General features: G+C 72.5%; 21 protein-coding genes. 9 read left to right on the top strand and 12 right to left on the bottom strand.

Annotated elements, in window-relative coordinates; translation table 11 throughout:
- The first annotated feature begins 1 nt into the window (after window position 1).
- Window positions 2-919 (top strand): carbohydrate ABC transporter permease, encoded by a 918-nt coding sequence (locus ACSSS0_RS08280; RefSeq protein WP_487230736.1) that lies wholly within the window; start codon window positions 2-4, stop codon window positions 917-919.
- Window position 920: 1 nt separating this feature from the next.
- Window positions 921-3,122: an alpha-galactosidase gene (locus tag ACSSS0_RS08275; protein WP_487230735.1), complete on the top strand. Its 2,202-nt coding sequence runs from the start codon at window positions 921-923 to the stop codon at window positions 3,120-3,122.
- A gap of 69 nt (window positions 3,123-3,191) precedes the next feature.
- On the opposite strand, the gene ACSSS0_RS08270 is transcribed toward ACSSS0_RS08275, so the two are convergent.
- Entirely contained in the window at window positions 3,192-3,701 is a 510-nt protein-coding gene (locus ACSSS0_RS08270; protein WP_487230734.1) for a Fur family transcriptional regulator, read from the bottom strand.
- A gap of 32 nt (window positions 3,702-3,733) precedes the next feature.
- On the opposite strand from ACSSS0_RS08270, the gene tdh reads away from it, so the two are divergent.
- Genes tdh through ACSSS0_RS08255 form a run of 3 tightly spaced genes read left to right on the top strand, consistent with a single transcriptional unit; the run spans window position 3,734 to window position 5,794 of the window.
- Complete coding sequence (gene tdh, locus ACSSS0_RS08265; protein ID WP_487230733.1) at window positions 3,734-4,771, top strand: L-threonine 3-dehydrogenase; 1,038 nt, start codon at window positions 3,734-3,736, stop codon at window positions 4,769-4,771.
- A gap of 1 nt (window position 4,772) precedes the next feature.
- The gene (locus tag ACSSS0_RS08260; RefSeq protein ID WP_487230732.1) at window positions 4,773-5,420 is read left to right on the top strand and encodes an alpha/beta fold hydrolase; all 648 of its coding nucleotides are present in this window, start codon (window positions 4,773-4,775) and stop codon (window positions 5,418-5,420) included.
- Window positions 5,417-5,794 (top strand): DUF2568 domain-containing protein, encoded by a 378-nt coding sequence (locus tag ACSSS0_RS08255; protein ID WP_487230731.1) that lies wholly within the window; start codon window positions 5,417-5,419, stop codon window positions 5,792-5,794. The genes ACSSS0_RS08260 and ACSSS0_RS08255 overlap by 4 nt, the downstream gene beginning before the upstream one ends.
- An 18-nt stretch (window positions 5,795-5,812) precedes the next feature.
- Here ACSSS0_RS08255 and ACSSS0_RS08250 read toward each other — a convergent pair whose 3' ends face one another.
- A complete protein-coding gene (locus ACSSS0_RS08250) occupies window positions 5,813-6,193 on the bottom strand; it encodes a hypothetical protein (protein ID WP_487230730.1) in 381 nt (126 codons plus the stop codon).
- A gap of 143 nt (window positions 6,194-6,336) precedes the next feature.
- Between ACSSS0_RS08250 and ACSSS0_RS08245 the strand changes: the two genes are divergently transcribed.
- A complete protein-coding gene (locus ACSSS0_RS08245) occupies window positions 6,337-6,939 on the top strand; it encodes a dihydrofolate reductase family protein (RefSeq protein ID WP_487230729.1) in 603 nt (200 codons plus the stop codon).
- On the opposite strand, the gene ACSSS0_RS08240 is transcribed toward ACSSS0_RS08245, so the two are convergent.
- The 4 genes from ACSSS0_RS08240 to ACSSS0_RS08225 all read right to left on the bottom strand — a co-directional run bounded on the left by ACSSS0_RS08240 (window position 6,929) and on the right by ACSSS0_RS08225 (window position 11,760).
- Window positions 6,929-9,967, bottom strand: coding sequence for a CHAT domain-containing protein (locus ACSSS0_RS08240; protein ID WP_487230728.1), 3,039 nt, complete (start codon window positions 9,965-9,967; stop codon window positions 6,929-6,931). The genes ACSSS0_RS08245 and ACSSS0_RS08240 overlap by 11 nt on opposite strands.
- Window positions 9,968-9,970: 3 nt before the next feature.
- Complete coding sequence (locus tag ACSSS0_RS08235) at window positions 9,971-10,798, bottom strand: caspase family protein (RefSeq protein ID WP_487230727.1); 828 nt, start codon at window positions 10,796-10,798, stop codon at window positions 9,971-9,973.
- 128 nt (window positions 10,799-10,926) lie between these two features.
- Complete coding sequence (locus ACSSS0_RS08230) at window positions 10,927-11,175, bottom strand: SCO4226 family nickel-binding protein (RefSeq protein ID WP_056772372.1); 249 nt, start codon at window positions 11,173-11,175, stop codon at window positions 10,927-10,929.
- 93 nt (window positions 11,176-11,268) lie between these two features.
- Window positions 11,269-11,760 carry a pyridoxamine 5'-phosphate oxidase family protein gene (locus tag ACSSS0_RS08225; RefSeq protein ID WP_487230726.1) on the bottom strand — a complete coding sequence of 164 codons (492 nt, stop codon included), beginning with the start codon at window positions 11,758-11,760 and terminating at the stop codon, window positions 11,269-11,271.
- Window positions 11,761-11,904: 144 nt separating this feature from the next.
- Between ACSSS0_RS08225 and ACSSS0_RS08220 the strand changes: the two genes are divergently transcribed.
- Complete coding sequence (locus ACSSS0_RS08220) at window positions 11,905-13,098, top strand: glycine C-acetyltransferase (protein ID WP_487230725.1); 1,194 nt, start codon at window positions 11,905-11,907, stop codon at window positions 13,096-13,098.
- A gap of 43 nt (window positions 13,099-13,141) precedes the next feature.
- Here ACSSS0_RS08220 and ACSSS0_RS08215 read toward each other — a convergent pair whose 3' ends face one another.
- The 3 genes from ACSSS0_RS08215 to ACSSS0_RS08205 form a co-directional block, all read right to left on the bottom strand.
- The gene (locus ACSSS0_RS08215; RefSeq protein ID WP_487230724.1) at window positions 13,142-14,566 is read right to left on the bottom strand and encodes a PepSY-associated TM helix domain-containing protein; all 1,425 of its coding nucleotides are present in this window, start codon (window positions 14,564-14,566) and stop codon (window positions 13,142-13,144) included.
- A gap of 64 nt (window positions 14,567-14,630) precedes the next feature.
- Window positions 14,631-15,335 (bottom strand): hypothetical protein, encoded by a 705-nt coding sequence (locus ACSSS0_RS08210; RefSeq protein WP_487230723.1) that lies wholly within the window; start codon window positions 15,333-15,335, stop codon window positions 14,631-14,633.
- Window positions 15,336-15,389: 54 nt separating this feature from the next.
- A complete protein-coding gene (locus ACSSS0_RS08205) occupies window positions 15,390-15,827 on the bottom strand; it encodes a pyridoxamine 5'-phosphate oxidase family protein (protein ID WP_487230722.1) in 438 nt (145 codons plus the stop codon).
- 138 nt (window positions 15,828-15,965) lie between these two features.
- On the opposite strand from ACSSS0_RS08205, the gene ACSSS0_RS08200 reads away from it, so the two are divergent.
- Window positions 15,966-18,008 (top strand): NAD(+) synthase, encoded by a 2,043-nt coding sequence (locus ACSSS0_RS08200; protein WP_487230721.1) that lies wholly within the window; start codon window positions 15,966-15,968, stop codon window positions 18,006-18,008.
- A gap of 10 nt (window positions 18,009-18,018) precedes the next feature.
- The gene (locus ACSSS0_RS08195; protein WP_487230720.1) at window positions 18,019-18,519 is read left to right on the top strand and encodes a GNAT family N-acetyltransferase; all 501 of its coding nucleotides are present in this window, start codon (window positions 18,019-18,021) and stop codon (window positions 18,517-18,519) included.
- Between the two features lie 13 nt (window positions 18,520-18,532).
- Here the strand turns inward: ACSSS0_RS08195 and ACSSS0_RS08190 are convergent, their stop codons facing one another.
- The 3 genes from ACSSS0_RS08190 to ACSSS0_RS08180 all read right to left on the bottom strand — a co-directional run bounded on the left by ACSSS0_RS08190 (window position 18,533) and on the right by ACSSS0_RS08180 (window position 22,903).
- A complete protein-coding gene (locus tag ACSSS0_RS08190) occupies window positions 18,533-19,573 on the bottom strand; it encodes a zinc-dependent alcohol dehydrogenase family protein (RefSeq protein ID WP_487231198.1) in 1,041 nt (346 codons plus the stop codon).
- Window positions 19,574-19,711: 138 nt separating this feature from the next.
- A complete protein-coding gene (locus tag ACSSS0_RS08185) occupies window positions 19,712-21,898 on the bottom strand; it encodes a DEAD/DEAH box helicase (protein ID WP_487230719.1) in 2,187 nt (728 codons plus the stop codon).
- Between the two features lie 255 nt (window positions 21,899-22,153).
- Window positions 22,154-22,903: a VIT1/CCC1 transporter family protein gene (locus ACSSS0_RS08180; protein WP_487230718.1), complete on the bottom strand. Its 750-nt coding sequence runs from the start codon at window positions 22,901-22,903 to the stop codon at window positions 22,154-22,156.
- Window positions 22,904-23,047: the final 144 nt, after the last annotated feature.

Genomic DNA, 23,047 nt, shown 5'->3' with positions numbered 1-23,047 from the left:
CATGTCCCTCGCCGCCGACCCGGTGAAGGAGCGCAGCCAGGCGCTGCTCAAGCCGCACGAGGGGGGACCGCAGTCCGGCCGGCGCTGGCTGCTGCCGGTCATGCTCACGCTGATCTCGCTCATCTGGCTCTTCCCGCTGCTCCTCGCGCTCGTCAACTCCTTCCGCGACTACGCCTTCACGGCGAAGAACGGCTACGTCTCGTGGGGCGGGTTCACGCTCGACAACTACACGAACGCGTGGCAGCAGGCCGACTTCGGCCTGCACTTCATGAACTCGGCGATCATCACGATCCCGGCGGTCATCCTCACGCTGTTCCTGTCGTGCTGCGTGGCGTTCGTCGTGGCGCGCTTCTCGTTCACGTTCAACCTCGCGCTGCTCGGCTTCTTCCTCGCAGCCAACCTCCTGCCGCCCCAGGCGCTGCTCATCCCGGTCTACCGGATGTTCCGCGCCATCGAGGTGCCCCTGTGGATCAGCGACTCGGGCACCCTGCTCAACAGCTTCGTCGGCCTCATCCTCGTCAACATGGCCTTCCAGATCGGCTTCTGCGCCTTCGTGCTCAGCAACTACATGAAGGCGCTGCCGAAGGAGCTCTACGAGTCGGCCGTCATCGACGGTGCGAGCGTGACGCGGCAGTTCTTCCAGATCACGCTGCCGCTCTGCCGGCCGGCCCTGGCCGCGCTCGCGGTGCTCCAGACGACGTGGATCTACAACGAGTTCTTCTGGGCCACGGTGCTGCTCCAGCAGGGCGACAAGTTCCCGGTGACGAGCTCGCTCAACAACCTGCGGGGCCAGTTCTTCACGGACAACAACCTCGTGGCAGCCGGGTCGATGATCGTCGCGATCCCGACCCTCGTGATCTTCTTCGTGCTCCAACGACACTTCGTCGCCGGCCTGACGCTCGGCGCGACCAAGGGATGACGTGACCGACCTGACCGACCAGTCCGCCCAGTCCACCGTCCACCTGGAGTCCGCCGGGACCGCGCTCGTGCTCGAGCCGCGCCCCGGCGGCTCGGGGCTGCCCGAGGTGGTCCACTGGGGTCCCGCGCTCGAGGGCGGGGCGAGCACGTATGCCGCCCTTCCGGCGCTCACGGTGGCGCCCGTCGGCCACAGCGCCCTCGACGTCCCGTGGCCGCTCACCGTGCTGCCCGGCGAGGCCGACGGCTGGTCGGGCACGCCCGGCTGGGCCGGCCACCGCGCCGGGTCCGCGGGCGCCGTGCGCTGGACCGACGTGACGTCCGAGGTCGCGGACGGTGCGGTCGTGACGCGCGCGAGCTCGGCGGACGGCATACGCCTCGAGCTGCGGCACGCCCTCGACGAGCACGGCGTGCTCCGCGTGGACGCGTCGGTCACCAACACGGGTGCGGATGCCGCCCCCCTCGACGTGTCGGCGCTGCGCGCGATCCTGCCGCTGCCCGTGCGCGCGGACGAGGTGCTCGACCTCACCGGTCGCTGGTGCCGCGAGCGCTCGCCCCAGCGCAGCCGGCTCGACCACGGCACCCACCTGCGGGCGAGCCGCCGCGGTCGCACGGGCCACGACGCGACGCTGCTCATGATGGCCGGCACCGCCGGCTTCGGGTGGCGCGACGGCGAGGTCTGGGCCGTGCACACCGCGTGGAGCGGCAACCACGAGCACCTCGTCGAGGCGCTCCCCGAGGGCGCCGGGCGCCACCACGCCGTCATCGGCGGCGGCGAGCTGCTCGCCCCCGGCGAGGTGCGCCTCGCCCCGGGCGAGTCGTATGCCGCCCCGACGGTCGTCTTCGTCCACTCGACCGAGGGGCTCGACGGCCTCTCGCGCCGCCTCCACCGGAGCCTCCGTGCCCGTGCCGGCCACCCGTCGCGTCCGCGTCCCGTCGTGCTCAACACGTGGGAGGCCGTCTACTTCGAGACCGACCTCGAGCACCTGAAAGCCTTGGCGGACACGGCATCCCGCATCGGCGTCGAGCGCTTCGTCCTCGACGACGGCTGGTTCGGCGGGCGCCGCCACGACCGCGCCGGCCTCGGCGACTGGGTCGTCTCGACCGACGTGTGGCCCCAGGGCATGGGCCCCCTCGTCGACCACGTCAAGGGCCTCGGCCTCGAGTTCGGGCTGTGGTTCGAGCCCGAGATGGTCAACGAGGACAGCGACCTCGTGCGCGAGCACCCGGAGTGGGTGCTGCGGCCGGCCGCGGGCTCCCCGCGCGAGTGGCGCTGGCAGCAGCTGCTCGACCTGACCGTCGACGCCGCGCGCGAGCAGCTGCTCGAGCGGATCAGCGGGCTCGTCGACGACATCGGCATCGACTACATCAAGTGGGACCACAACCGCGACCTGCTCGAGGCCGTGCACACCGTCGACGGCCCGACCGGGCGCCTCGTCGACGCTCCCGCCGTGCACGCGCACACGCTCGCCTTCTACCGCCTGCTCGACGACCTCCGGGAGCGTCACCCGCAGCTCGAGATCGAGTCGTGCAGCAGTGGCGGTGCGCGCGTCGACCTCGCGGTGCTCGACCGCACCGACCGCATCTGGACGAGCGACTGCAACGACGCGCTCGAGCGAGCGAACATCCAGCGGTGGACGAGCCTGCTCGTGCCGGCCGAGCTCATGGGCACGCACATCGGGCCGGCCACGGCCCACACGACGCACCGCACGCTCGACCTCGGCTTCCGCATGCTCATGGCGCTGCAGGGGCACCCGGGACTCGAGTGGGACGTCACGGAGTGCTCCGACGAGGAGCTCGAGGCCCTGACGGGGTGGACGGCGCTCGCGCGCGAGCTGCGGCCGCTGCTCCACACCGGTGACCTCGTGCGCTCCGAGAGCCCCGACGGCACGGTGATCGTCACGGGTACCGTCGACGCCGACCGCAGCCGCGCGGCCTACACCGTCGCCCGTCTCGTGACCGGTCGCGACGCCGCGACGGGAGCCCTGCCCCTGCCGGGGCTCGACCCGAACCGGTCGTACGCCGTCCGCGTCCGTCCCGAGGCCGGCCTGCCCGCCGTCGTGCAGAACACCCCGCCGGGCTGGTGGGGGCCGGCCCTCGCCGAGGACGGCGTCGTCGTCCCCGGGTCGGTGCTGACCACGGTCGGCCTGCCGGTCCCCATCATGGGCCCGGCCCAGGGCTACCTCCTCGACGTCCGGGCCGTCTGACCCGGCCCCTCCACCGTCGAAAGGCCACAGAACGTGGCCTTTCGACGGTCCGGGTCCCGGGGTCCGAGGTCAGGGGGTCCGGCAGTCGCGACAGGTGCCGAGCAGCGCCGCGTGTCCGGTGTCGAGGGTGAAGCCGAGGTCGGCGCGCAGCCGCGCGGCCACCTCGTCGAACACGTCCGGTGCCACGTCGAGCACACGCCCGCAGACGTGGCACTGGACGTGGGCGTGCCCGGGGTCGTGCCGGTGGTCGTGCCGGTGTTCCGGCTCCTGCTCGGCCAGGTGGTAGACGGTCGCCGTCCCGCCGAGGTGCACGTGCGAGAGCACGCCGGTCCCGACGAGCGAGGTCAGCGTGCGATAGACGGTGGCCCGGTGGATGCCCGGCTCGACGTCGGCGACCCGCGTACCGATCAGCTCGGCCGTGAGGTGCTCGTCGGCGAGGTCGGCGGCGTCGACGACGCGCAGGACGGCATACCTCGCCGGGGTGACGCGCTCACCCACCGACCGCAGCCGCGCGACGGCGGCGGCCACCCGAGGACTCGGGGCGGCGCTCTCGTCGGGGATCTCGGCGGAGGGGGACACGCTCCCATTATCGGCAGTGGCAGACTCTCCCCGTGCGCGCACTCACCAAGCTGACCGCAGGCCCCGGCCTCTCGCTCGTCGACCGTCCCGAGCCCGAGTGCGGGCCCGCCGACGTCAAGATCCGCGTCCTGCGGGCCGGCCTCTGCGGCACCGACCTGCACCTCGCGGGCTGGGACGACTGGGCGCAGTCCACCGTCAAGCCGCCGCTCGTCATCGGGCACGAGTTCTACGGCGAGGTCGTCGAGATCGGCGAGGACGTCACGGGCATCTCCGTCGGCGACCGCGCGTCGGGCGAGGGCCACATCGTGTGCGGCCGCTGCCGCAACTGCCGCGCCGGCCGCCGCCACCTCTGCATCCGCACCGAGGGCATCGGCGTCAACCGCGACGGCGCCTTCGCCGACTACGTCGTCATCCCGGCGAGCAACGCCTGGATCCAGCCCGCCGACCTCGACCCCGACCTCGGCGCCGTCTTCGACCCGCTCGGCAACGCGACCCACACGGCCCTGCAGTGGCCGATGGTCGGCGAGGACGTCGTCATCACCGGCGCCGGCCCCATCGGCGTCATGGCCGCCGCGATCGCGCGACACGCCGGCGCCCGCTACGTCGTCGTCACCGACGCGAGCGACTACCGCCTCGCGCTCGCCGAGCACGCCGGCGCCGACCTGACGATCAACGTGACGCGCGAGAGCCTCGCCGACGCGCAGGCCCACCTCGGCATGAAGGAGGGCTTCGACATCGGCCTCGAGATGTCGGGTGCCGCCCCGGCCGTCACCGACATGATCGCCAACATGAACCACGGCGGGCGCATCGCCCTCCTCGGCCTGCCGCACCAGTCCTACGAGCTCGACTGGGGCAAGGTCATCACCCACATGATCACGCTCAAGGGCATCTACGGCCGCGAGATGTACGACACCTGGTACGCCATGTCGCAGATGATCGCGACGTCCGAGCGCTTCCGGACTGCCGTCGCCCAGGTCATCACGCACCGCTTCCCCGCCGAGCAGTGGGAGGAGGCCTTCGAGACCGCCCGGTCCGGCCAGTGCGGCAAGGTCGTCCTCGACTGGAGCTGACGTGGCTCCTCGCCCGCTCGTCCTCCTGCACGGCCTCGGCCAGTCGCCGATCGCGTGGCAGGACTTCGTGTCGGCCTACGGCGCGGGCCGCCCGATGACGGCGCCCTGGATGAAGGGCCTCAAGCCCAAGGACCCCGTCGGCTTCGACCTCGGGGACGCGGCGTCGGGTGTCGCGGACGAGCTCGAGCTGCAGGGCGTGCGCCGGGCCGACCTCGTCGGGGTGTCGGTGGGCGCGAGCGTCGCGCTGCGCCTCGCCGTCGAGCGGCCCGGGCTCGTCGGGCGTCTCGTCCTCGGCGGCGCGCTCGTGCGGCCCGGGAAGGGGGCGCTGCGGATGCAGCGCCTCGCGATGCGGCTCGTGCCGGAGAGCAGGCTCGTCGACGCGGGGGTCTCGCGCCCGCGGATGCTCGCCGTGCTCGACGCGCTCAGGGGCTTCGACGGGACCGAGTCGCTGCGCGCGGTCACGGCGCCCGTGCTCCTCGTCGCCGGGTCGAGGGACAAGGCCGGGATCGCCGCCGCGCAGGAGCTGTCGCGGCACCTGCCGACCGCGCGGCTGCAGGTCATCGACGGCGCGGGTGCGCTCGTCAACACCGAGTCGGCGCGCGAGCTCGCCGACCTCACCCACGCCTTCCTCGACGAGCCGCCCCCGTGACCGCGCGCTCCGTCGCCGGTGTCAACGCGAACGACGTCGTCGCCTTCGGCGTCGAGATCCTTGCCGTCGTCCTGCTGGCGGCCTGGGGATCCACGCTCGGGACCACCACCGCAGCCCACGTGCTCGGCGGGGTCCTCGTACCGACGGTCGCCGTCATCCTCTGGGGACTCTTCGCGGCGCCGCGGGCCGTCGTGCAGGTGCCCGTGCTCGGCGTCCTGACCAAGGTGGTCGTGCTCGGGGGTGCTGCTGTCGCAGCCTTCGCGGTCCTGCCGCTCGCGTGGGCCGTCGTCGTCGCCGTGGTCGTCGTCGTCAACACGGTGCTGACGTGGTTCGGTCCCTTCGCACGCCGGGACGCGGCTCCTCCGTTGCCCTGAGGTGCGGGGTGGACGGGCTCAGCAGAGGTTGATGCCGCCGGCGTCGAGGAGCTTGGCCACGACCTTCTCGTCCGTGACGGTGGGGACCATCCAGTTCTTGCCGGCCACCGACTTCACGCCGTCCCTGCACTCGAACGTGCTGACCCGCCGGTCGAGCTCGACGGTCTGGTCGTAGAAGGCCGCCTCGAGCGGCGTGCCCTGGGGGCCGGCGCACGTGATCTTGTGCTCGGCCAGCGACCCCTGCGTGTCACCGCTCGACGGGCAGACGAGCTCGGCGACGACGGCCCAGTCGGGGTGCGCGGCGGCCTCGGGGGACGAGGCGGGGGAGCTGCCGCCGCACGCGGCGAGGGGGAGGGTGAGGGTGGCCGTGGCGCAGGCGAGGGTGAGGCGTCGGAGCACGAGAGCGTTCCCTGAGGGTGGGGGATGGAGGGGGATCGGCCCGGGGTGACCGGGCGCAAACCCCGGTAATGCTAGACCTCCGGCAGGCGCCGGACCCACTCGAACGAGGTGCCCTGAGCATGGACGAGTGACAGAGTCGACACATGGCGCGCCTCATCTACACGACCTTCGCCTCGCTCGACGGCTACGTGAACGACGCCGGTGGCGGCTTCGAGTGGGCCGCGCCCGACCGCGAGGTGCATGCCTTCGTCAACGACCTCGAGCGCGACGTCGGCACCTACCTCTGCGGACGCCGCCTCCACGACGTGATGGTCTACTGGCAGACCGTGCCGACTGAGCCCACCGACGAGCGCACCGACGAGCCCACCGACGAGCCCGGCGACTCCGACGACGCCGTCGAGCGCGACTATGCCCGCATCTGGCAGGCCGCCGACAAGGTGGTGCACTCGCGCACCCTCGCAGGGGTGTCGGGCCCGCGGACGCGGCTCGAGCGCCACTTCGACCCCGTGGCCGTCGCGGCGTTCGTCGCCTCGGCCGACCGCGACGTCAGCATCGGCGGTCCCACCCTCGCGGCCCAGGCCCTGCGCGCCGGCATCGTCGACGAGCTGCGCCTGCTCACGGTGCCCGTCGTCGTGGGCGGCGGCACGCCGACCCTGCCGGACGGCATACGCCTCGACCTCGAGCTGCTCGAGCTCCGCCGCTTCGCCGGCGGCACGACGTACACGAGGTATGCCGTCAGGCGGTGACCGTGCCCGCCGGGTCCCGCGGGGGTGGGTCGAGCGCCACGAGCCCGTCGCGCAGGGTCTGGAGGAACTCGACCCGGCGCTGCGCCTCGGTGCCGGCCATGACGATGAGGAAGTCGACCTGGTCGCGGACCTGGCGCAGCTGCTCCTCGCTGCCGAGGTCGCTCGCGCGCCGGTAGAGGTCGAGGGCTGCCCGGGCCTCGTCGTCCGTGGCCCGGGGGCTCCACAACGCGTCGAGGACGAGCAGATCCGCGTAGACCGCGACGGTCCAGAAGGTCGGGGCGAGGTAGGCCTCCTCGCGCGCGGCACCGAGGCACTCGTCGATGAGCCGTCGGGCCTCGGCCCGGTCGAGCCCCGTACGCCCCTCGACCGGTCGCCACCGCAGGGCGAGCTCGGCCGCGAGCCAGTTGGCGAGGGCGCCGTGGCGACGCCGGTCGGTCGCCCCCGAGGCGGCCCGCGCCGCGGCATACCACTCGGACGTCTTCGCGAGTGCGTCGTGCGTGCGTGACCAGTCGCCCCCACGGCCCGAGCCTGGGCGGTCGGGACACGTGACGAGGGCGAGCCGCTTGTAGGCGCTCGCGACCCGCCACAGCCGGTCGATGCCGACGCCGCCGGACGGCTCGTGGGGCTTGCCCGGCAGGAAGGCGGCGCGGTCCGGTGCGTGCGCACCGAGCACGAGCGAGGCGGGGTTGTCGAGGAGGGTGCGGAGCCGGTCGATGGCCGACTCGATCGTCGCGACCGCGTCGTCGACGTCGTCGTCGCTCGTCGCCGCGGCCCGGACGACCTGGTCGATCCAGACCTCGAAGTCGCGCACCGTCAGGGCGGTCCCGCCCCGTTCGAGGGTCTGCTCGAAGTACTGCGTCGCGTGCGCGAAGTCGCCGAACTTGTTGTACGTCCGGGCGATGAGCACCTGGAGCGCGTCGTCCTCGCGGTCCTCGGGGGAGAGCGCCTCGTAGAGCTCGTGCAGCCGGTCCAGCCCGAAGCGGGTGTTGCGGCTGACGTCCACCGACTGGCCGAGGTTCTCGATCTCGACCCTGGCCTGCTCGGCGCTCGCGGGTGCCCGGCGCGCCGTCGTCGCCCGGTGGACGACCGCGTCCGGTGCCAGCCGGTAGTCCGGGTCGCCGTAGCACTGGTAGGCGCCCCACGTGTTGACGGCCGGGTGGTCGTTCCACGTCTGCCAGCGAGCCGCGGCGATCGCCTCGCCGAAGGTCAGGCCGGACAGCAGCCGGTCGTAGAGCGTCGCCGCGAAGGTCGACGCGGCGGCGTCGTCGACGGCCCAGCCGCAGGCGACGACGGCCCGCACGCCGATGTCGATGAGCTCGGTCGCGAAGCTCGCGGCGAGCCGGTGGTAGTTGCCCGCACGCTCGGTCGGGATCCCGGGAGCGCCCGGGACGGCCGGGCCGACGGGACTGCTCGGGCCCATCGACCCGAGGTGGCAGCAGTTGACGACGACGAGCTCGGGGACCTGCCGCATCTGGCCAACCTCGCCGGCCGTGAGGTACATGCCGTTGCCGAGCACCATGCCGGTGACCGTGGCGTCGGTCCCGTCGCCGAGCGGCCACTCGAAGACGCCGTGGCCGGCGAGGTGGACGACGCGGTAGGACGTCGCGAAGAGGGCCTGGATGACCTTGGTGCCGCTCTCGGCGATGAGCGGCTCGGCGTCGAAACCGCTCTGGCGCAGGGCATCCGCGACCCCGCGGGCCTCACGCTGGGCGGCGGGGAGCGCGCTCAGGCCACTCGCGGTGTCGCCGACGACCAGGGCGCGGCTGCTCGTCGCAGAGAGCACGTGGCTGCGCATCGAGGAGCCCTCGAGCTGGCGCACGAGCCCGCGGCGCACACCGAGCGGCTCGCGGTCCTCCTCGGTGCCGTGGTCGTCGAGCAGTTCCCACGGGTAGTGCGCCGAGCCGCGGTCGACGAGCAGCACGAGGTTGTCCGTGTCGGGCGCCTGCGCCTTGAGGTCGTTGGGGAAGAGCAGCTCGAAGAGCGTCCGGGCCGCCGACGGGTCGGGCGACGGGGAGTCGACGAGCGACTCGACGAGCCGGTCGACGAGGGCCCGCTGTGTCGGGACGGTGCGCGTCGGCGTGCCCGCCCGTCGCATCGACGCCTCGAACGACAGGCCTCCGTCGGGCTCGCTGCGCACCCGCACCTGCTGCCACCAGCCGGTGGGCTCCTGGAAGAGCAGCCGGCGCTGGCGGCCCGGCCGCTCCTCGAGCCGCAGGTCGGCGGTGAAGGAGTCGGCGAGCTCGCCGCTCGTCAGCGACGAGCCGAGGGCCTCGACCGCCTGGAGCGCACGGTCCTGCCAGAGCTCGATGATCTCGAGCTCGGCGATGTGCACGCCGAGGTCGGTGTCGGCCAGCCTGTCGTTGGCGCGCTGCACCCCGGTGAGCAGGGCCTGCACGCTGTCGCGCACCGGCAGCCCACCCTGACCCGTGCCGATGAGCAGGCTCGAGAGGCGCAGCTGGCGCACCTCGGTGCTCGTCGCCGACGCCCCGGCCGTCACGTGGCCGAGGGCCGAGGTCAGTACCGCGTGGGCGGTCGCGCGCGCCAGCGACGCGGCGCTCAGGCCGCCGATGGGGCCGAGCCCGGCCACGACCGCACCGGGCGGGCGGGTCCACTCGTCGGGGTCGGTGAACACCTGGCAGGTCTCGATCGGACCGGGGTAGATGCCGAGCACCGCGGCGCGGGAGAGCCGCCCGTCGAGCAGCTCGTCGAGGGCGCCCTCGCCGCCGACGAGGGTGCTGCCCGGGTAGTGCCCGACGAGGACGTGGTGGCGGGCGAAACGCAGGTCCCCGTGCGAGATGCGGACGCGGGTCAGTGGCCGGGAGGGGTCGACGTCCGCGTCCTGGTCCGCGTCCTGCTCCATGTCTTGCTCCACGTCCTGCTCCACGTCCTGCTGCGGCGGGTGCTCGGGCTCGTCCGCGCTCGGCGGGTCGGGCAGCGGCTGCTCGGGGACCACGCGTGCCTGCTCGACGGTCGGGACGGCATACGGCTCGGGGTCGGCCGGGGGCGTGGCGCCGACGAGGGTCGACACGGCTCAGCCCGCCCCGGACAGGAAGGTCTCGTCGAGGCGTGGGGCGCGGCCCTCGAGCTGTGGCACCTGGTCGTAGCTGCCCCGGAGGCCGGCGAGGGTCCAGGCGTGGAGGGCCCGGTAGGTCGCCGTCGGGTCCTCCCGCATGGCCCGGACGAGGAAGTAGGTGAGGGCGCCGCTGTAGTCGCCGTCGATGTGGGCGTCGGCCGACGTCTGGTTGTCGCGACAGCCGCTCACGAGGGTCTCGGGGATCTCGACGACGTGGACGTCCTCGTTGCGGCGCCGGCGACGGACGCGTCGCGGCGTGCCCGTGAAGCCGCCGCCGCGGGTCTCGTCGTCGGGGTTGGGCAGGAATCGCGCCACGACCTCCGGCGGAGGACCCCCGAGGAGCACCGGCTCGCGGGTGTTGCTGCCGGAGTGGCAGCAGTCCATGACGACGGTGAGCGAGGCCCCGGGGTCGAGCCGGTCGAACGTCGTGCGCAGCCAGTCGTCGGTCAGGGGGTCGTTCCAGTCGAGGTCGTGCGGGCAGAGGATCTCGTCTCGGTCGTCGGTGGTCTCGTCGCCGTTCGTGTCGGGGACGTTGGAGCCGTGACCCGAGTAGTGGAGATAGAGCACGTCGCCCGGCTGCGCCGAGTCGACGAGGTCGGCGATGGCACGCGTCATCGCGGACTTCGTCGCAGCTGCGTCGAGGAGCATCGTGATGTCGGACTCCGCGAAGCCGTAGAGGTCGGTCAGCGCACCGGCGACGTTGTGGACGTCGTTGACGCAGCCGCGGAGGTTCGCCCCCGGGATCGCGTACTCGTTGACCCCGATGAGCAGCGCGCGCTTGGACATGGTGGACTCCTTCGACCCGGGCCGCGCAGTGGGCGCGACGGCCCCTGGGATCCAGTGTTCTCCCGCGGGGCTGCTGATACCGCCGGTTCAGGAGGAACGTCTGGGGCTGGTCGTCGGGGTCTACCTGCTCAGGCCGTCACCGTGATCTCGTGGATCTCGTCCGCGGGGTGACCGGTCCGCTCGTGGATGCGCCTCACGGCGTCGGCGCTCGGTCCCTCGGACAGGCAGAACACATGGCCGCTCGTGGGGTCGGCCCAGGCGTGCTTGAACACGACGCCCTCGTCGTCCTGGATGTCGAGGTCGGCCTGGTGGGCCTCCATCAGTGCTTCCGACGTCACACCGGGCATGTTGGTGTGCACGTCCATGAACTCTGGCATGTGATCGCCTCGCTGGATCGTCGATCCCCCGAGGAATGGTGCCTCCACGCTACGCCGGGTCGCGTCATCCGGCAGGCACTTCGGCGAGCTCCGTCAGGCGCTCGCCGCAGTCTCCATGGCCCGCTCGATCGCACTCGGGAAACGGGTCTCGAAGTCGAGGATCGCGACCCACTCGGGCGTGACGAAGACGCGGCTCATGCGGGTGGTGATGGCCCCGAGGTTGGTGAGCCACGCGCGTCCTTGCTCCTCGCCGAGCATGCGGATCGCCATCTTCTCGTACTCGGGGGCGATCCCCTCAACCGTGTCGGTGCGCACCCGTCCGCGGATCTGCAGCACCTTGTAGGGCATCTCGTCCGTGTCGATGGACACGGCCACTCGGTCACCGTCCCGGATGGCCTTCATCTTGGGCGCATCGGGCGGCGTCCCGAAGACGAGCTCCGTCCCGTTCCAGTGGAACCCGATGGGCACCACCCGTGGTGACCCGTCGGTCCACGAGTACGCGAGGCGCGCGGGCAACGGGGACCGCAGCAGCCGCTGCGCCACTGCGTCCTCGAGCAGTGCGAGGCTTCCCTGTTGTGTCGTCATGACCTCATTCCTTCCTGTCACCCGCGGACGCGGGCGTCCTTCCAGCGTCCTCCGCCGTCACGCAGGACGTCAGCGGTTCCGCGAACATGGCCGGGCATACGCTTGGGTGGCGCCACCCGCCCCACCGACCCGCGAAGGACACCGATGTACGGCTCAGTCAAGGACGAGATCGCCGCGACGCTGCAGGAGATCAAGGACGCCGGCCTCTACAAGAACGAGCGGGAGCTGACGTCACCGCAGTCCGCGCACGTCACGACGCTCAAGGCGGAGGCGCTCAACTTCTGCGCCAACAACTACCTCGGACTGGCGAACGACCCCGACGTCGTCGCGGCCTCGAAGCGGGCGCTCGACGAGTGGGGCTTCGGCATGGCGTCGGTGCGCTTCATCTGCGGCACCCAGACGCTGCACACCTCCCTCGAGCACAAGATCAGCGAGTTCCTCGGCACGGAGGCGACGATCCTCTACTCGTCGTGCTTCGACGCGAACGGCGGCGTCTTCGAGGTGCTCTTCGGCGCCGAGGACGCGATCATCAGCGACGAGCTCAACCACGCCTCGATCATCGACGGCGTGCGTCTGTCCAAGGCGATGCGCTACCGCTACAAGAACGCCGACATGAGCGACCTGCGGGCCCAGCTCGAGGCGGCCGTCGCAGCCGGCGCCGAGCGCAAGGTCGTCGTCACCGACGGCGTCTTCTCGATGGACGGGTCCTACGCCCCGCTCGACGAGATCTGCGACCTGGCCGACGAGTTCGGCGCCCTCGTCTTCGTCGACGACTCGCACGCGGTCGGCTTCGTCGGTGACGGCGGACGCGGCACGCCAGAGCTCTTCGGCGTCATGGACCGCGTCGACATCATCACGGGCACGCTCGGCAAGGCGCTCGGCGGGGCCTCCGGCGGCTACGTGAGCTCGCACCAGGAGATCGTCGACCTGCTGCGCCAGCGCTCGCGCCCCTACCTCTTCAGCAACTCCGTGGCCCCGTCCGTCGTCGCCGGCTCGATGGCCGCCCTCGAGCTCGTCGAGAGCTCGGCGGAGAAGCGCGAGACGCTCAAGGCCAACACGGCGCTCTTCCACTCGCTCATGACCGAGGCCGGCTTCCAGCTGCTCCCGGGCACGCACCCCATCCGACCGGTCATGTTCCCCGGTGAGGACGGCGCACGCCAGGCCGCGCAGATCGCCGACCACATGCTCGGCAACGGCGTCTACGTCATCGCCTTCAGCTTCCCGGTCGTCCCGCGAGGCAAGGCGCGCATCCGGGTCCAGCTCTCGGCCGCGCACTCCGAGGCCGACGTGCGCGCCTGCGTCGACGCCTTCGTCGCGGCCCGAGACGCCGTCGGCTGACCAGCCCCAGCTGGTGGCGGGGGGCGCGCACCCGCCGCGACCGCTACCGGTCGACCGTCCCCAGCGTCGATCGCAGGCGGGGCACCCGTCGGATGACGAGCCGGTCGAGCAGGAGCACGACCACGAGCGACGCACCGAAGACCGGCAGCAGGAGCGCCAGCCCGACGACGAGGACGGCGAGCAGCGGCGACGAGGCGAACGGCATACGCCCTCGGGGTGCGCCGACGGCGCCCACCCCGCGCGGACGGCGGCGCCACCACATGATCGGCCCGGTCACGCACGACACGACGACGGCCACGCAGAAGAGCGCGGTCAGCCAGAAGTTCAGCGTGCCGAAACGGCGCCCCTCGTGGACCGCGATGCCCTGGCTGACGACCTTCGCGAGCGCGGGGTAGTCGTCGTAGCCGTAGGCGCTGACGACCTGCCCGCCGAAGCGGTCGACGTGCACGGTCCGCTCGGCCCCGGGGTCGTCGAAGGCGTAGCCGATGACCGAGTAGACGCCGCGGTCGTCCGACGGCAGCGCGACCGTCATCGGGCGCGCGAGCCCGGCCCGGTCGCCGACCTCGACGGCGGTGTCGAGGTTCGCGACACTGACCTCGTCACCCGCCGCGTCTGGGCTCGACTGCGGCACAGGGCTCTTCCCCTGTGCCCACGGCACGGCGTGGTGGCTGTGCGGCAGTGACTCGTCGAGGGTCGAGGTCGGCTTGGACAGGGCACCCGGGTCCTCGGCCCACATCGACGTGCCGCGGTCGGTGGCGAGCCGTTGCACCTGCTCGCCCCAGATGCCCGTCCACGGCAGGCCGGAGACGACCAGGAGCAGCAGCCCGGCACCGACGAACGCACCCGTGCGGGCGTGGGTCGTGCGCAGCCGTGCGCCCTCCGCGCCTGCCGCGCGCTGGCGGCGGCGCGCTCGGCGGCCCTTGAGGAAGAGGTGGTAGCCGGTGACCGCCATGACGATCGCCCAGCACGCACCGAGCTCGATGATCGTGTCGCCGAACCGGCCGGCCATGAGGTCGGCGTGCAGGCGCACGGCGGTGCCGCTGATCGTCGAGTCCGGGTCGAGCGAGCCGAGCACCCGCACGGTGTAGGGGTCGACGAAGACGTCGCGCGTCAGCCCCTCCGCCGTCTCGACGGTGAAGCGGGCACTGTCGTCATCGCCGGCCGGCTCCGTGAACGAGACGACAGTGGCGCCCGGGGTCGCCGCCTGGACGGCCTCGAGCTGGGTCTGCCGCGGCTGGGTCAGCTGGCCCTGTGCGTGGTCGACGCGCAGGAGGCCGGGGTGGACGAGCGGCTCGATCTGGAAGCGGAAGAGGTAGACGAGGCCGGTGACGGCGAGGACGAGCAGGACCGGGACGACGACGGCGGAGGCGTAGAAGTGCCACCGCCAGAAGGCGCGGAAGAGGCCGGTGGTCGGACGGGCGCCCTTGCGGGCGTGGGTTCTCGGGCGTGCGGCATCGATGACGGGCATGGTGCTCCTCGGGCATGACGGTAGGGGGCAGCGGCCGGGCGGTGGCCGGCGCTGCGAGGGGGTGTCAGGTGAGGAGGAGTGCGGGTGGGCCGCGCCGCACCGGGGTGCGCGCGCGCCACACGTCGGCCGGGACGCGGGCCGTCGACGCCCGGGGGTGGGGGCCACGCAGGCGTACGCCCGTGGCGGCGATGGCCTGCCACAGGGTCACGGCGCCGGCGCCGAGACGGCGCGCCAGGCGCACGAGTCCGGCGGCGAGCGCAGTCGCCAGCGCGCAGGCGACCCACCACGACTGCTCGCTGCGGGTCAGCAGGACACCGACGGCGACCGCGGCCACGACGTGCGCGAGCAGCATCGTCGGGGTGGGGAGCAGGTCGGTGAGCGCGCTCGTTGCGACCGCACCACCCGCGTCGGTCGTCCCGGCGCCAGTCTCGATGCGGCCGAGAGGTCGTATGCCGTGTGCCGCGTGGGACGGGCCGGTGCCGGTCCCGTGGACGGGGGACCCCGCGGCCATCGCCGCGAGCCCGTGCACGAGGTGGGCGGCCGCCTGGAGGGCGGCGAGCAGGACCGCGGACCGGACGGCCGTCAGACCCGAGCGCACGAACGGCAGGGAGACGCCGGTCAGCAGGGCCGTCGCGACGACGACGCCGGCGCCCGGGACGAGGTGGCCGCCGCCGACCGCGTGCGCGACCGTGGCTCCGCCGGAGGCGACCAGGGCCAGCACGAGCGCGCGCAGGGTCTGCGCGCGCGGGCTCCGGGCGGACGGGGGCACGTGCCAAGGGTAGACGAGGGCGCGCGCGAGCCAGCCGGTCAGCCGGTCAGCCGGTCAGCCGGATGAGCCGGTGGGCAGGTCCCGGAGCCACGGCCTCGTGAGGTCGAAGCGGCGTCCGGAGATCTCGTCGACCTCGATCGCGACGACGACGGACTTCGGGGTGTCGACCCACGGCCGCACCGGGAGGCGCTCGACCACGTAGGCGGCCTGCCCCTCGAGCGTGCGGGCCCGGCCCCGGCAGATGACGCTCGTGGCGCGCTCGCCGACGACCTCGTCGACCTCGAAGGCGACATCGGGGTTGGCGGTGACACCGAAGAGCTTGCTGCCCTCGGCCGTCATGAAGACGATGCGCTCGCCGTCGAGGGCGTAGTTGATCGGTGTCAGGTGGACCTCGCCCACGAGGTGGAAGGCCAGTCGGCCGAACTCGTGCTCGCGGAGGAAGCCCCAGGACTCCTCCGGGTGAAGGACGTGGACCGGGTTCTGGTCCGACATGGTGACCTCCTCGGATGCTGGTCGGGCGACTGTCCGACTACTACTGATGGTAGTAAATCCGGTCCGGACACGCCCACGCCCACGGGCGAGTCCCGCGTCACACGCGTCGCCCACGCGGCCGTGCGATTGACTGTGCCCATGGACTTCTACAGCTCCTGGGCCCAGGGCTTCGCCCGCGTCGCCGCGTGCACCCTGCCGATCGTCGCGGTCGACCCCGAGCGCAACGCCGACGCCGTCATCACGCAGCTGCGAGAGCTCGACGACGAGGGCGTCGGTCTCGTGCTCTTCCCGGAGCTGTGCCTGTCCGGCTACGCCATCGACGACCTGCTCCTGCAGGACCCGCTCCTCGACGCCGTCGACGACGCCCTGGCCCGCATCGCCGAGGCCACCGCGGACCTGCGCCCCGTCGTCATCGTCGGCGCGCCGCTCGAGAAGGGCTCGCGCGTCTACAACTGCGGCGTCGTCATCCACGGCGGTCGCATCCTCGGTGTCGCGCCCAAGTCCTACCTGCCGAACTACCGCGAGTTCTACGAGCGGCGCCACTTCGCCCCCGGCGACGACCAGCGTGGCCAGACCATCGACGTGGCGGGCGACCGGGTGCCGTTCGGGCCGGACCTGCTCTTCCGCGCGACCGACGTGCCGGGCTTCGTGCTGCACGTCGAGGTCTGCGAGGACATGTGGGTCCCGGTCCCGCCGAGCCACGAGGCGGCCCTCGCCGGGGCGACGATCCTCACCAACCTCTCCGGCTCGCCGATCACCGTCTCGCGCGCCGAGGACCGCCACCTGCTCGCCCGCAGCGCGTCGGCCCGCTGCCTCGCCGCCTACCTCTACGCCGCGGCCGGCGAGGGCGAGAGCTCGACCGACCTGTCGTGGGACGGCATGACGATGGTCTACGAGAACGGCGCCCTCCTCGCCGAGAGCGAGCGCTTCCCCGAGGGCGCCCGCGCGTCCGTCGCCGACATCGACCTCGACCTGCTGCGCCAGGAGCGCCAGCGGCAGGGCACCTTCGACGACAACCGCCGCACCCTCGCCGCGCGCACCGACGGCTTCCGCACCGTCGAGCTCGAGCTCGACCCGCCGGCCGGCGACCTCGGGCTGCTCCGCAAGGTCGACCGCTTCCCCTTCGTCCCCGACGACGAGGACCGCCTCGCGCTCGACTGCTACGAGGCGTACAACATCCAGGTCTCCGGGCTCGAGCAGCGGCTCCGGGCCATCGGCCAGCCCAAGGTCGTCATCGGCGTCAGCGGCGGCCTCGACTCGACCCACGCGCTCATCGTCGCGGCCAAGGCGATGGACCGGCTCGACCGGCCCCGCAGCGACATCCTCGCCTTCACGATGCCCGGCTTCGCGACGAGCGACCACACCAAGAGCAACGCCATCGCGCTCATGGAGTCGCTCGAGGTCACGTGGGAGGAGCTCGACATCCGCCCGGCGGCGACGCAGATGCTCGACGCGATGGGCCACCCGTTCGGCCGGGGCGAGGAGGTCTACGACGTCACCTTCGAGAACGTCCAGGCCGGCCTGCGCACCGACTACCTCTTCCGCATCGCCAACCAGCGCGGCGGCATCGTGCTCGGCACCGGCGACCTGTCCGAGCTCGCCCTCGGCTGGTGCACCTACGGCGTCGGCGACCAGATGAGCCACTACGGCGTCAACACCGGCGTGCCCAAGACCCTCATGCAGCACCTCATCCGCTGGGTCGTGTCGTCGAGCCAGTTCGACGAGGAGGTCGCCGGCACGCTGACCTCGATCCTCGACACCGAGATCACGCCCGAGCTCGTGCCGGCCAAGGAGGGCGAGAAGCCGCAGAGCACGCAGGCGATGATCGGGCCGTACGCGCTGCAGGACTTCACGCTCTTCCACGTGCTCCGGCGCGGCTACCGCCCCTCGAAGATCGCCTACCTCGCGTGGAACGCGTGGCGCGACAGCGAGGCGGGGGAGTGGCCCGCGGGCTATCCCGAGGCCGACCGGGGGGCATACGACCTCGCGACGATCCGGCACTGGCTCGAGGTCTTCGTCAAGCGCTACTTCGCCAACCAGTTCAAGCGCTCTGCGCTGCCCAACGGGCCCAAGGTCGTGGCGGGCGGCTCGCTCTCGCCGCGCGGTGACTGGCGTATGCCGTCCGACGCGACGTCGGTGGCGTGGCTGAGTGAGCTCGATGCGAATGTCCCTGAGAGGTAAGGCGATCCGAGTGGCTTCCACCATCACCGTCCGCGACTTCGACGAGACCGACTGGCCGCTCGTGTGGCCCGTCATCGAGGAGGTCGTCCGCGCGGGAGACACCTTCCCGTTCCCGACCGACCTCACCGAGACGGAGGCACGCGGCATCTGGCTCGAGAACGGCCCCGGCGGACGCGTGACCGTCGCCGTCGAGGGCGACCAGGTCCTCGGCACGGCGAAGATGGGCCGCAACCGGCCCGGCCCCGGGTCGCACGTCGCGACCGCGAGCTACATGGTCCCCGCCGGGGCGCGCGGCCGTGGCGTGGGTCGCGCACTCGTCGTCGACTCGCTCGACTGGGCCCGCGAGTCCGGTTATGCGGCAATGCAGTTCAACGCCGTCGTCGCCACGAACACCGGCGCGGTGCGGCTCTACGAGAGCCTCGGCTTCACCGTCGTCGGCACCGTGCCGCGAGCCCACGAGCTCCCGACCGGGGAACGCGTGGGCCTGCGGATCATGCACGTCGACCTCTGAGGTCGCGCGCCACTCAGCGCGTCAGCACCACCTTGAGGGCCCCGGTGTCCGCCGCGCGGGCGAACGTGTCGTAGGCGTCGAGGAAGTCGGCCATCGCGAAGCGGTGCGTCACGAACCGGGCCAGGTCGATGTGGTGGGTCGCCAGGAGCCGCAGCAGGGTCGGCGTCGAGTAGGTGTCGACGAGACCCGTCGTGATGGTGACGTTCCTGATCCAGAGGTCCTCCAGGTGCAGGGTGGCCGGGCCGCCGTGGACGCCCACGTTGGCGACCGTGCCACCCGGACGCACCAGCGCGGCGCACTGCTCGAACGTCGATGCCACCCCGACCGCCTCGATGGCGACGTCGGCGCCGAGGCCCTGGGTCAGGCCCCGGACGACGGCGACGGCGTCCTCGCGGGAGGGGTTCACCGTGATGTCGGCCCCGAACTGCTTGGCCGCCTCGAGTCGGGCATCGGCCAGGTCGATGGCCACGACGTGCGCCGGACTGAAGAGCTTGGCACCCATGATGGCGGAGAGCCCGACCGGGCCGGCGCCCACCACCGCTACGACGTCACCGGGCGAGACCCGGCCGTTCAGCACACCGACCTCGTAGCCCGTGGGCCCGATGTCGGCGAGCATGAGCACTTCCTCGTCAGTCACTCCTTCGGGGACGGCATACGTCGACGTGTCCGCGAAGGGGACCCGGACGTACTCCGCCTGTGTGCCGTCGATCTTGTGGCCGAGGATCCAGCCACCACCGCCGATGCACTGGCCGTAGCTGCTCTCGCGGCAGTAGCGGCACGCGCCGCACGCCGTGATGCAGGAGACGAGCACACGGTCGCCCGGCTTGACGTTCTTGACGCCGGGTCCGACCTCCTCGACCGTGCCGACCGCCTCGTGGCCGAGGATCCGGCCGTCGGTGACGGCAGCGACGTCACCCTTGAGGATGTGCAGGTCGGTGCCGCAGATGGTCACGGTGTCGACCCTGACGACGGCGTCGGTGTCGGCCTGGACCGTCGGCATCGGGACCTCGTCCCACGTCTTCCGACCGGGGCCGTGGTAGACGATCGCGTGCATGGTGCTCATGTCTCCTCCTCGGGCCGCAGGTCAGCGGCGCGGGTCCAGTCCATCGCGCGGACCGGTGAGGAGGTAGGGCCATACGTCCCGGCCCGGGGCGCCGGAACGGGACCTGGGTCCCCTCCCGGCAGGCGGGCGTCAGAGCTCGACGAGGGCCTGGCGCAGCAGCTCGACGAGGGCGTCGAGCTGGAGCGTGTCACCCGAGGTGATGTCCTCGTCGCTGCCGTCGAGGGCGCGCGCGGCGAGCCCCTGCTTGGCGTCGATGAGCTCGGCGATCTTGGAGTCGATCGTGCCGGACGCGAGGATGCGCCACGCCGTGACCGGCTCGTCCTGGCCGATGCGGTGCACGCGGTCGATGGCCTGCTGCTGCTCGGCCGCGGTCCACGACAGCTCGGCGAGCACGACGTTGGAGGCGGCGTGCAGGTTGAGGCCGACACCGGCGGCGGTCAGCGAGCAGACGGCCACGGCGACCTCGGGGTCCTTCTGGAAGGCGTCGATCGCCTCCTGGCGCTGCTTGGAGGTCTGCTCGCCGCGGACCGACACGGTGCGCAGGCCGGCCGAGGCGAGGACGCGCTCGGCGGCGTCCATGACGTCGATGTGCTTGGCGAAGAAGACGACCTTGCCGACCGAGTGCGACAGCTGGACGGCGTAGTCGGCCGCGAGCGTCGACTTGGCCTGGCCGATGCGGCGCACGAGCGAGAAGACGTTGTCGGTGCCCTTCTCGGCCGACGCGGCGCGCAGCTCGGCGGCGGCGACCCGACGCATGAGGGCCGTGTCGGGCTCGCCGTCCTCCTCGCGTCCGTCGCCGGCAGCCAGGAGGGACCGGTAGCGCTGGGCCAGCCGGCGCCCGAGGGCGCGCTCGGCCTCGCGGATCGAGCGCCCGAGGTCGTCGTCGAGCTCGACGGTGATGTCGGCGATCCGCTTGTCGGGCAGGTCCTTGGCGACGTCGACCTTGCGGCGGCGCACGATGCCCATGTCGATGACGGCGCGACGAGCCTCCGGGTAGAAGGCGCGGTCGGCAGGCGTGTGGCCGGTGTCGTCGAGGCGCCGGACGATCTCGGCCGTCGGCTTGCCGTCCCTGATCCAGCCGAGGAAGCGCCAGATCGCGTCGAAGTCCTTGACGTCGTTGATGAGCGGCGTGCCGGTGAGGGCCATGAGGAGCGGGTCGCCGCCCGGGGTCGTCGAGCGCAGCCGGTCGCCGAGGGCCAGGACCTGCTGCGAGCGCTGCGACTGGAGGTTCTTGATGAAGTGGGCCTCGTCGACGACCATCGACCGGAAGCCGAAGCTCGAGAGCCAGCCGAAGTGCCGGTCGAGGATCTCGTAGTTGACGACGAACACGTCGGCGAAGGCGTCGACGTCGTTGCCGTCGCCGTGGATGACCGTGACCCGGCGCTGCGGCGTCCACCGCTCGACCTCACGGGCCCAGTTGATCTTCACGACGTTCGGCACGACGGCGAGCATCGGGTAGGCGCCGGCGATCGAGGCGGCCATGACCGACTGGGCCGTCTTGCCGAGACCGGGCTCGTCGGCGAGCAGGAAGGTGCGGTGGCCCTCCTGGACGCTCTGGAGGAAGCGGGACTGGTGGACCATGAGCTGCGACCCGGGCGGGGAGAAGCGGTCGATCTGCGGCGTCGGCGGCAGGTCCATCGACGCGGCCTCGCCGCCCGCGCCCTGCTCGAAGGCGCGGTACAACGGGCTCAGCAGGTCCCAGCCGGCCAGCCGGTTCGGGAGGTAGTCGCTCTGGGCGCGACCGACGTCGGGCGTCAGGAACGGGTTGGCGAGCGCCCGGGACGGGACCGACTGCGGCATCACCTGGCGGGCCGCGATCTGCGGCGGGACGACCGGCCGCGGCGGCTCGGGCGCCTGGATGACGAGGTCCTCCTCGGCGAGCTCGGCGCCCGACTCGAGGAGCCAGTCGCGGCGCATCTGCTGGGCCGCGGGGCCGGGCTTGGCGTCGGCGTCGAGCAGCGTCAGCAGGCTCGTGTCGCGCGCCGCGATCTGCGCGAGGATCGTCGCGATGCCGTCGAGGCGCTTGAGCAGGTCGGCGCGGGTGGCCGACGGGATCGACGCGTCCTCGCGGACCCGGGCGCGCTCGGACCGCATGAGCAGAGCCACGACGAGGAACTTCGTCCGGTTCGTGGGGCTGGCCTTGCCCTTGCTCGAGACGCGGGACTCGACCTCGCGGACCCGCCGTGCGAGCACGGGGATGAGCGGCGCGGGGTCGTCCTTGCGCTGGGTGGCCTTCCGCTGACCCTGGTTCTGGCCGTTCTGCCCCTGCTTGGGGCCCTGGCCGTCGGTCGGTCGGCGGCGGACGCGCGTTGCCATGTTCCTCCTGATGACGCGGAGGACGTCGAGCGGGCTGGGCCCCCGGACGACACCGTGCCTGACTGGATCGGTGTCGGCGGCGGACTCGGCTCGAGTCCCGGTGGACGCGCATCGCGCGCCCCGTGTCCCGAGCGCCGGACCGGCGGTAGCGCCACGGACGGGCGCTTGGGACACCTCGACTCTACAGCCCGGCGGGCGCTGATCGGGTCGTATGCCGCGTGCGGGCCGGGAACCGGCCTGAGCCCAGCCACGGGCTCAGTCGATGTTGACCCCGACGAGCGCGCCGATGGCATACGTCACGCCCATGGCGAGCAGGCCGCCGGCGACGTTGCGCAGGACCGCGCGGGTGGCCGGGCTGCGGCCGAGGCGGGCGCTGACCCAGCCGGTGAGCGCCAGGGCCGCCGCGACGCTCACGACGGTGACGTGGATGCGGACCGACGCCGGGCTGAAGGTGATGGTGAGCATCGGCAGGATGGCGCCGACGACGAAGGCGAGCATCGAGGCGCCGGCGGCGTGCCACGGGTTCGTGAGGTCGGTCGGGTCGATGCCGAGCTCCGCCTCGGCGTGGGCCGTGAGGGCGTCGTGGGCCGTCAGCTCGCGTGCGACCTCGGCGGCGAGCTCGCGCCGCATCCCCTTCGCCTCGTAGAGCTGGGTCAGCTCCTCGAGCTCGCCGTCGGGGTCCTCGTGCAGCTCCCGGCGCTCGAGCGACAGGAGGGCCCGCTCGGAGTCGCGCTGGGTGCTGACCGAGACGTACTCCCCGGCGGCCATCGACATGGCGCCGGCGGACAGCGCGGCGATCCCCGCGAGGATGATCGCGGCCTTGTCTGCCGTCGCGCCGGCCACGCCGACGACGACGCCGGCGGTCGAGACGATGCCGTCGTTGGCGCCGAGCACCCCGGCCCGGAGCCAGTTGAGGCGGGCTCCGACGTTGGCGTCGTGGGGCTCCTCGCGGTCGTGGCCGTTGTCGAGGGGCGTGGGCTCGTCGGACGCGCGCACGTCGGACATGGGGTGGTGCTCCGATCGACGGTGGGGCGGTGTCCGTCGATCGTGGCACCCGACGGGGACGGTGTCACCGAAGGTCAGGCTCACCTTCGGCCGGCTCACGCGCCGAAAAGACGACGACATCCGGGCGCCACGGCCCGGCATGCG

It is taken from the genome of Terrabacter sp. R4-6 (genome assembly GCF_057529065.1).
The sequence above is the reverse complement of the archived record's forward strand: the minus strand, read 5'-3'. Positions and strand labels throughout refer to the sequence as shown.

Bases quoted from the DNA above. Each gene is read 5' to 3' on its own strand.
- ACSSS0_RS08280 (WP_487230736.1), top strand. From the start codon at position 2: ATGTCCCTCGCCGCCGACCCGGTGAAGGAGCGCAGCCAGGCGCTGCTC.
- ACSSS0_RS08245 (WP_487230729.1), top strand. From the start codon at position 6,337: ATGGCGCGCCTCATCTACACGACCTTCGCCTCGCTCGACGGCTACGTG.
- ACSSS0_RS08235 (WP_487230727.1), bottom strand. From the start codon at position 10,798: ATGTCCAAGCGCGCGCTGCTCATCGGGGTCAACGAGTACGCGATCCCG.
- ACSSS0_RS08230 (WP_056772372.1), bottom strand. From the start codon at position 11,175: ATGCCAGAGTTCATGGACGTGCACACCAACATGCCCGGTGTGACGTCG.
- ACSSS0_RS08225 (WP_487230726.1), bottom strand. From the start codon at position 11,760: ATGACGACACAACAGGGAAGCCTCGCACTGCTCGAGGACGCAGTGGCG.
- ACSSS0_RS08220 (WP_487230725.1), top strand. From the start codon at position 11,905: ATGTACGGCTCAGTCAAGGACGAGATCGCCGCGACGCTGCAGGAGATC.
- ACSSS0_RS08215 (WP_487230724.1), bottom strand. From the start codon at position 14,566: ATGCCCGTCATCGATGCCGCACGCCCGAGAACCCACGCCCGCAAGGGC.
- ACSSS0_RS08205 (WP_487230722.1), bottom strand. From the start codon at position 15,827: ATGTCGGACCAGAACCCGGTCCACGTCCTTCACCCGGAGGAGTCCTGG.
- ACSSS0_RS08200 (WP_487230721.1), top strand. From the start codon at position 15,966: ATGGACTTCTACAGCTCCTGGGCCCAGGGCTTCGCCCGCGTCGCCGCG.
- ACSSS0_RS08190 (WP_487231198.1), bottom strand. From the start codon at position 19,573: ATGCACGCGATCGTCTACCACGGCCCCGGTCGGAAGACGTGGGACGAG.
- ACSSS0_RS08185 (WP_487230719.1), bottom strand. From the start codon at position 21,898: ATGGCAACGCGCGTCCGCCGCCGACCGACCGACGGCCAGGGCCCCAAG.
- ACSSS0_RS08180 (WP_487230718.1), bottom strand. From the start codon at position 22,903: ATGTCCGACGTGCGCGCGTCCGACGAGCCCACGCCCCTCGACAACGGC.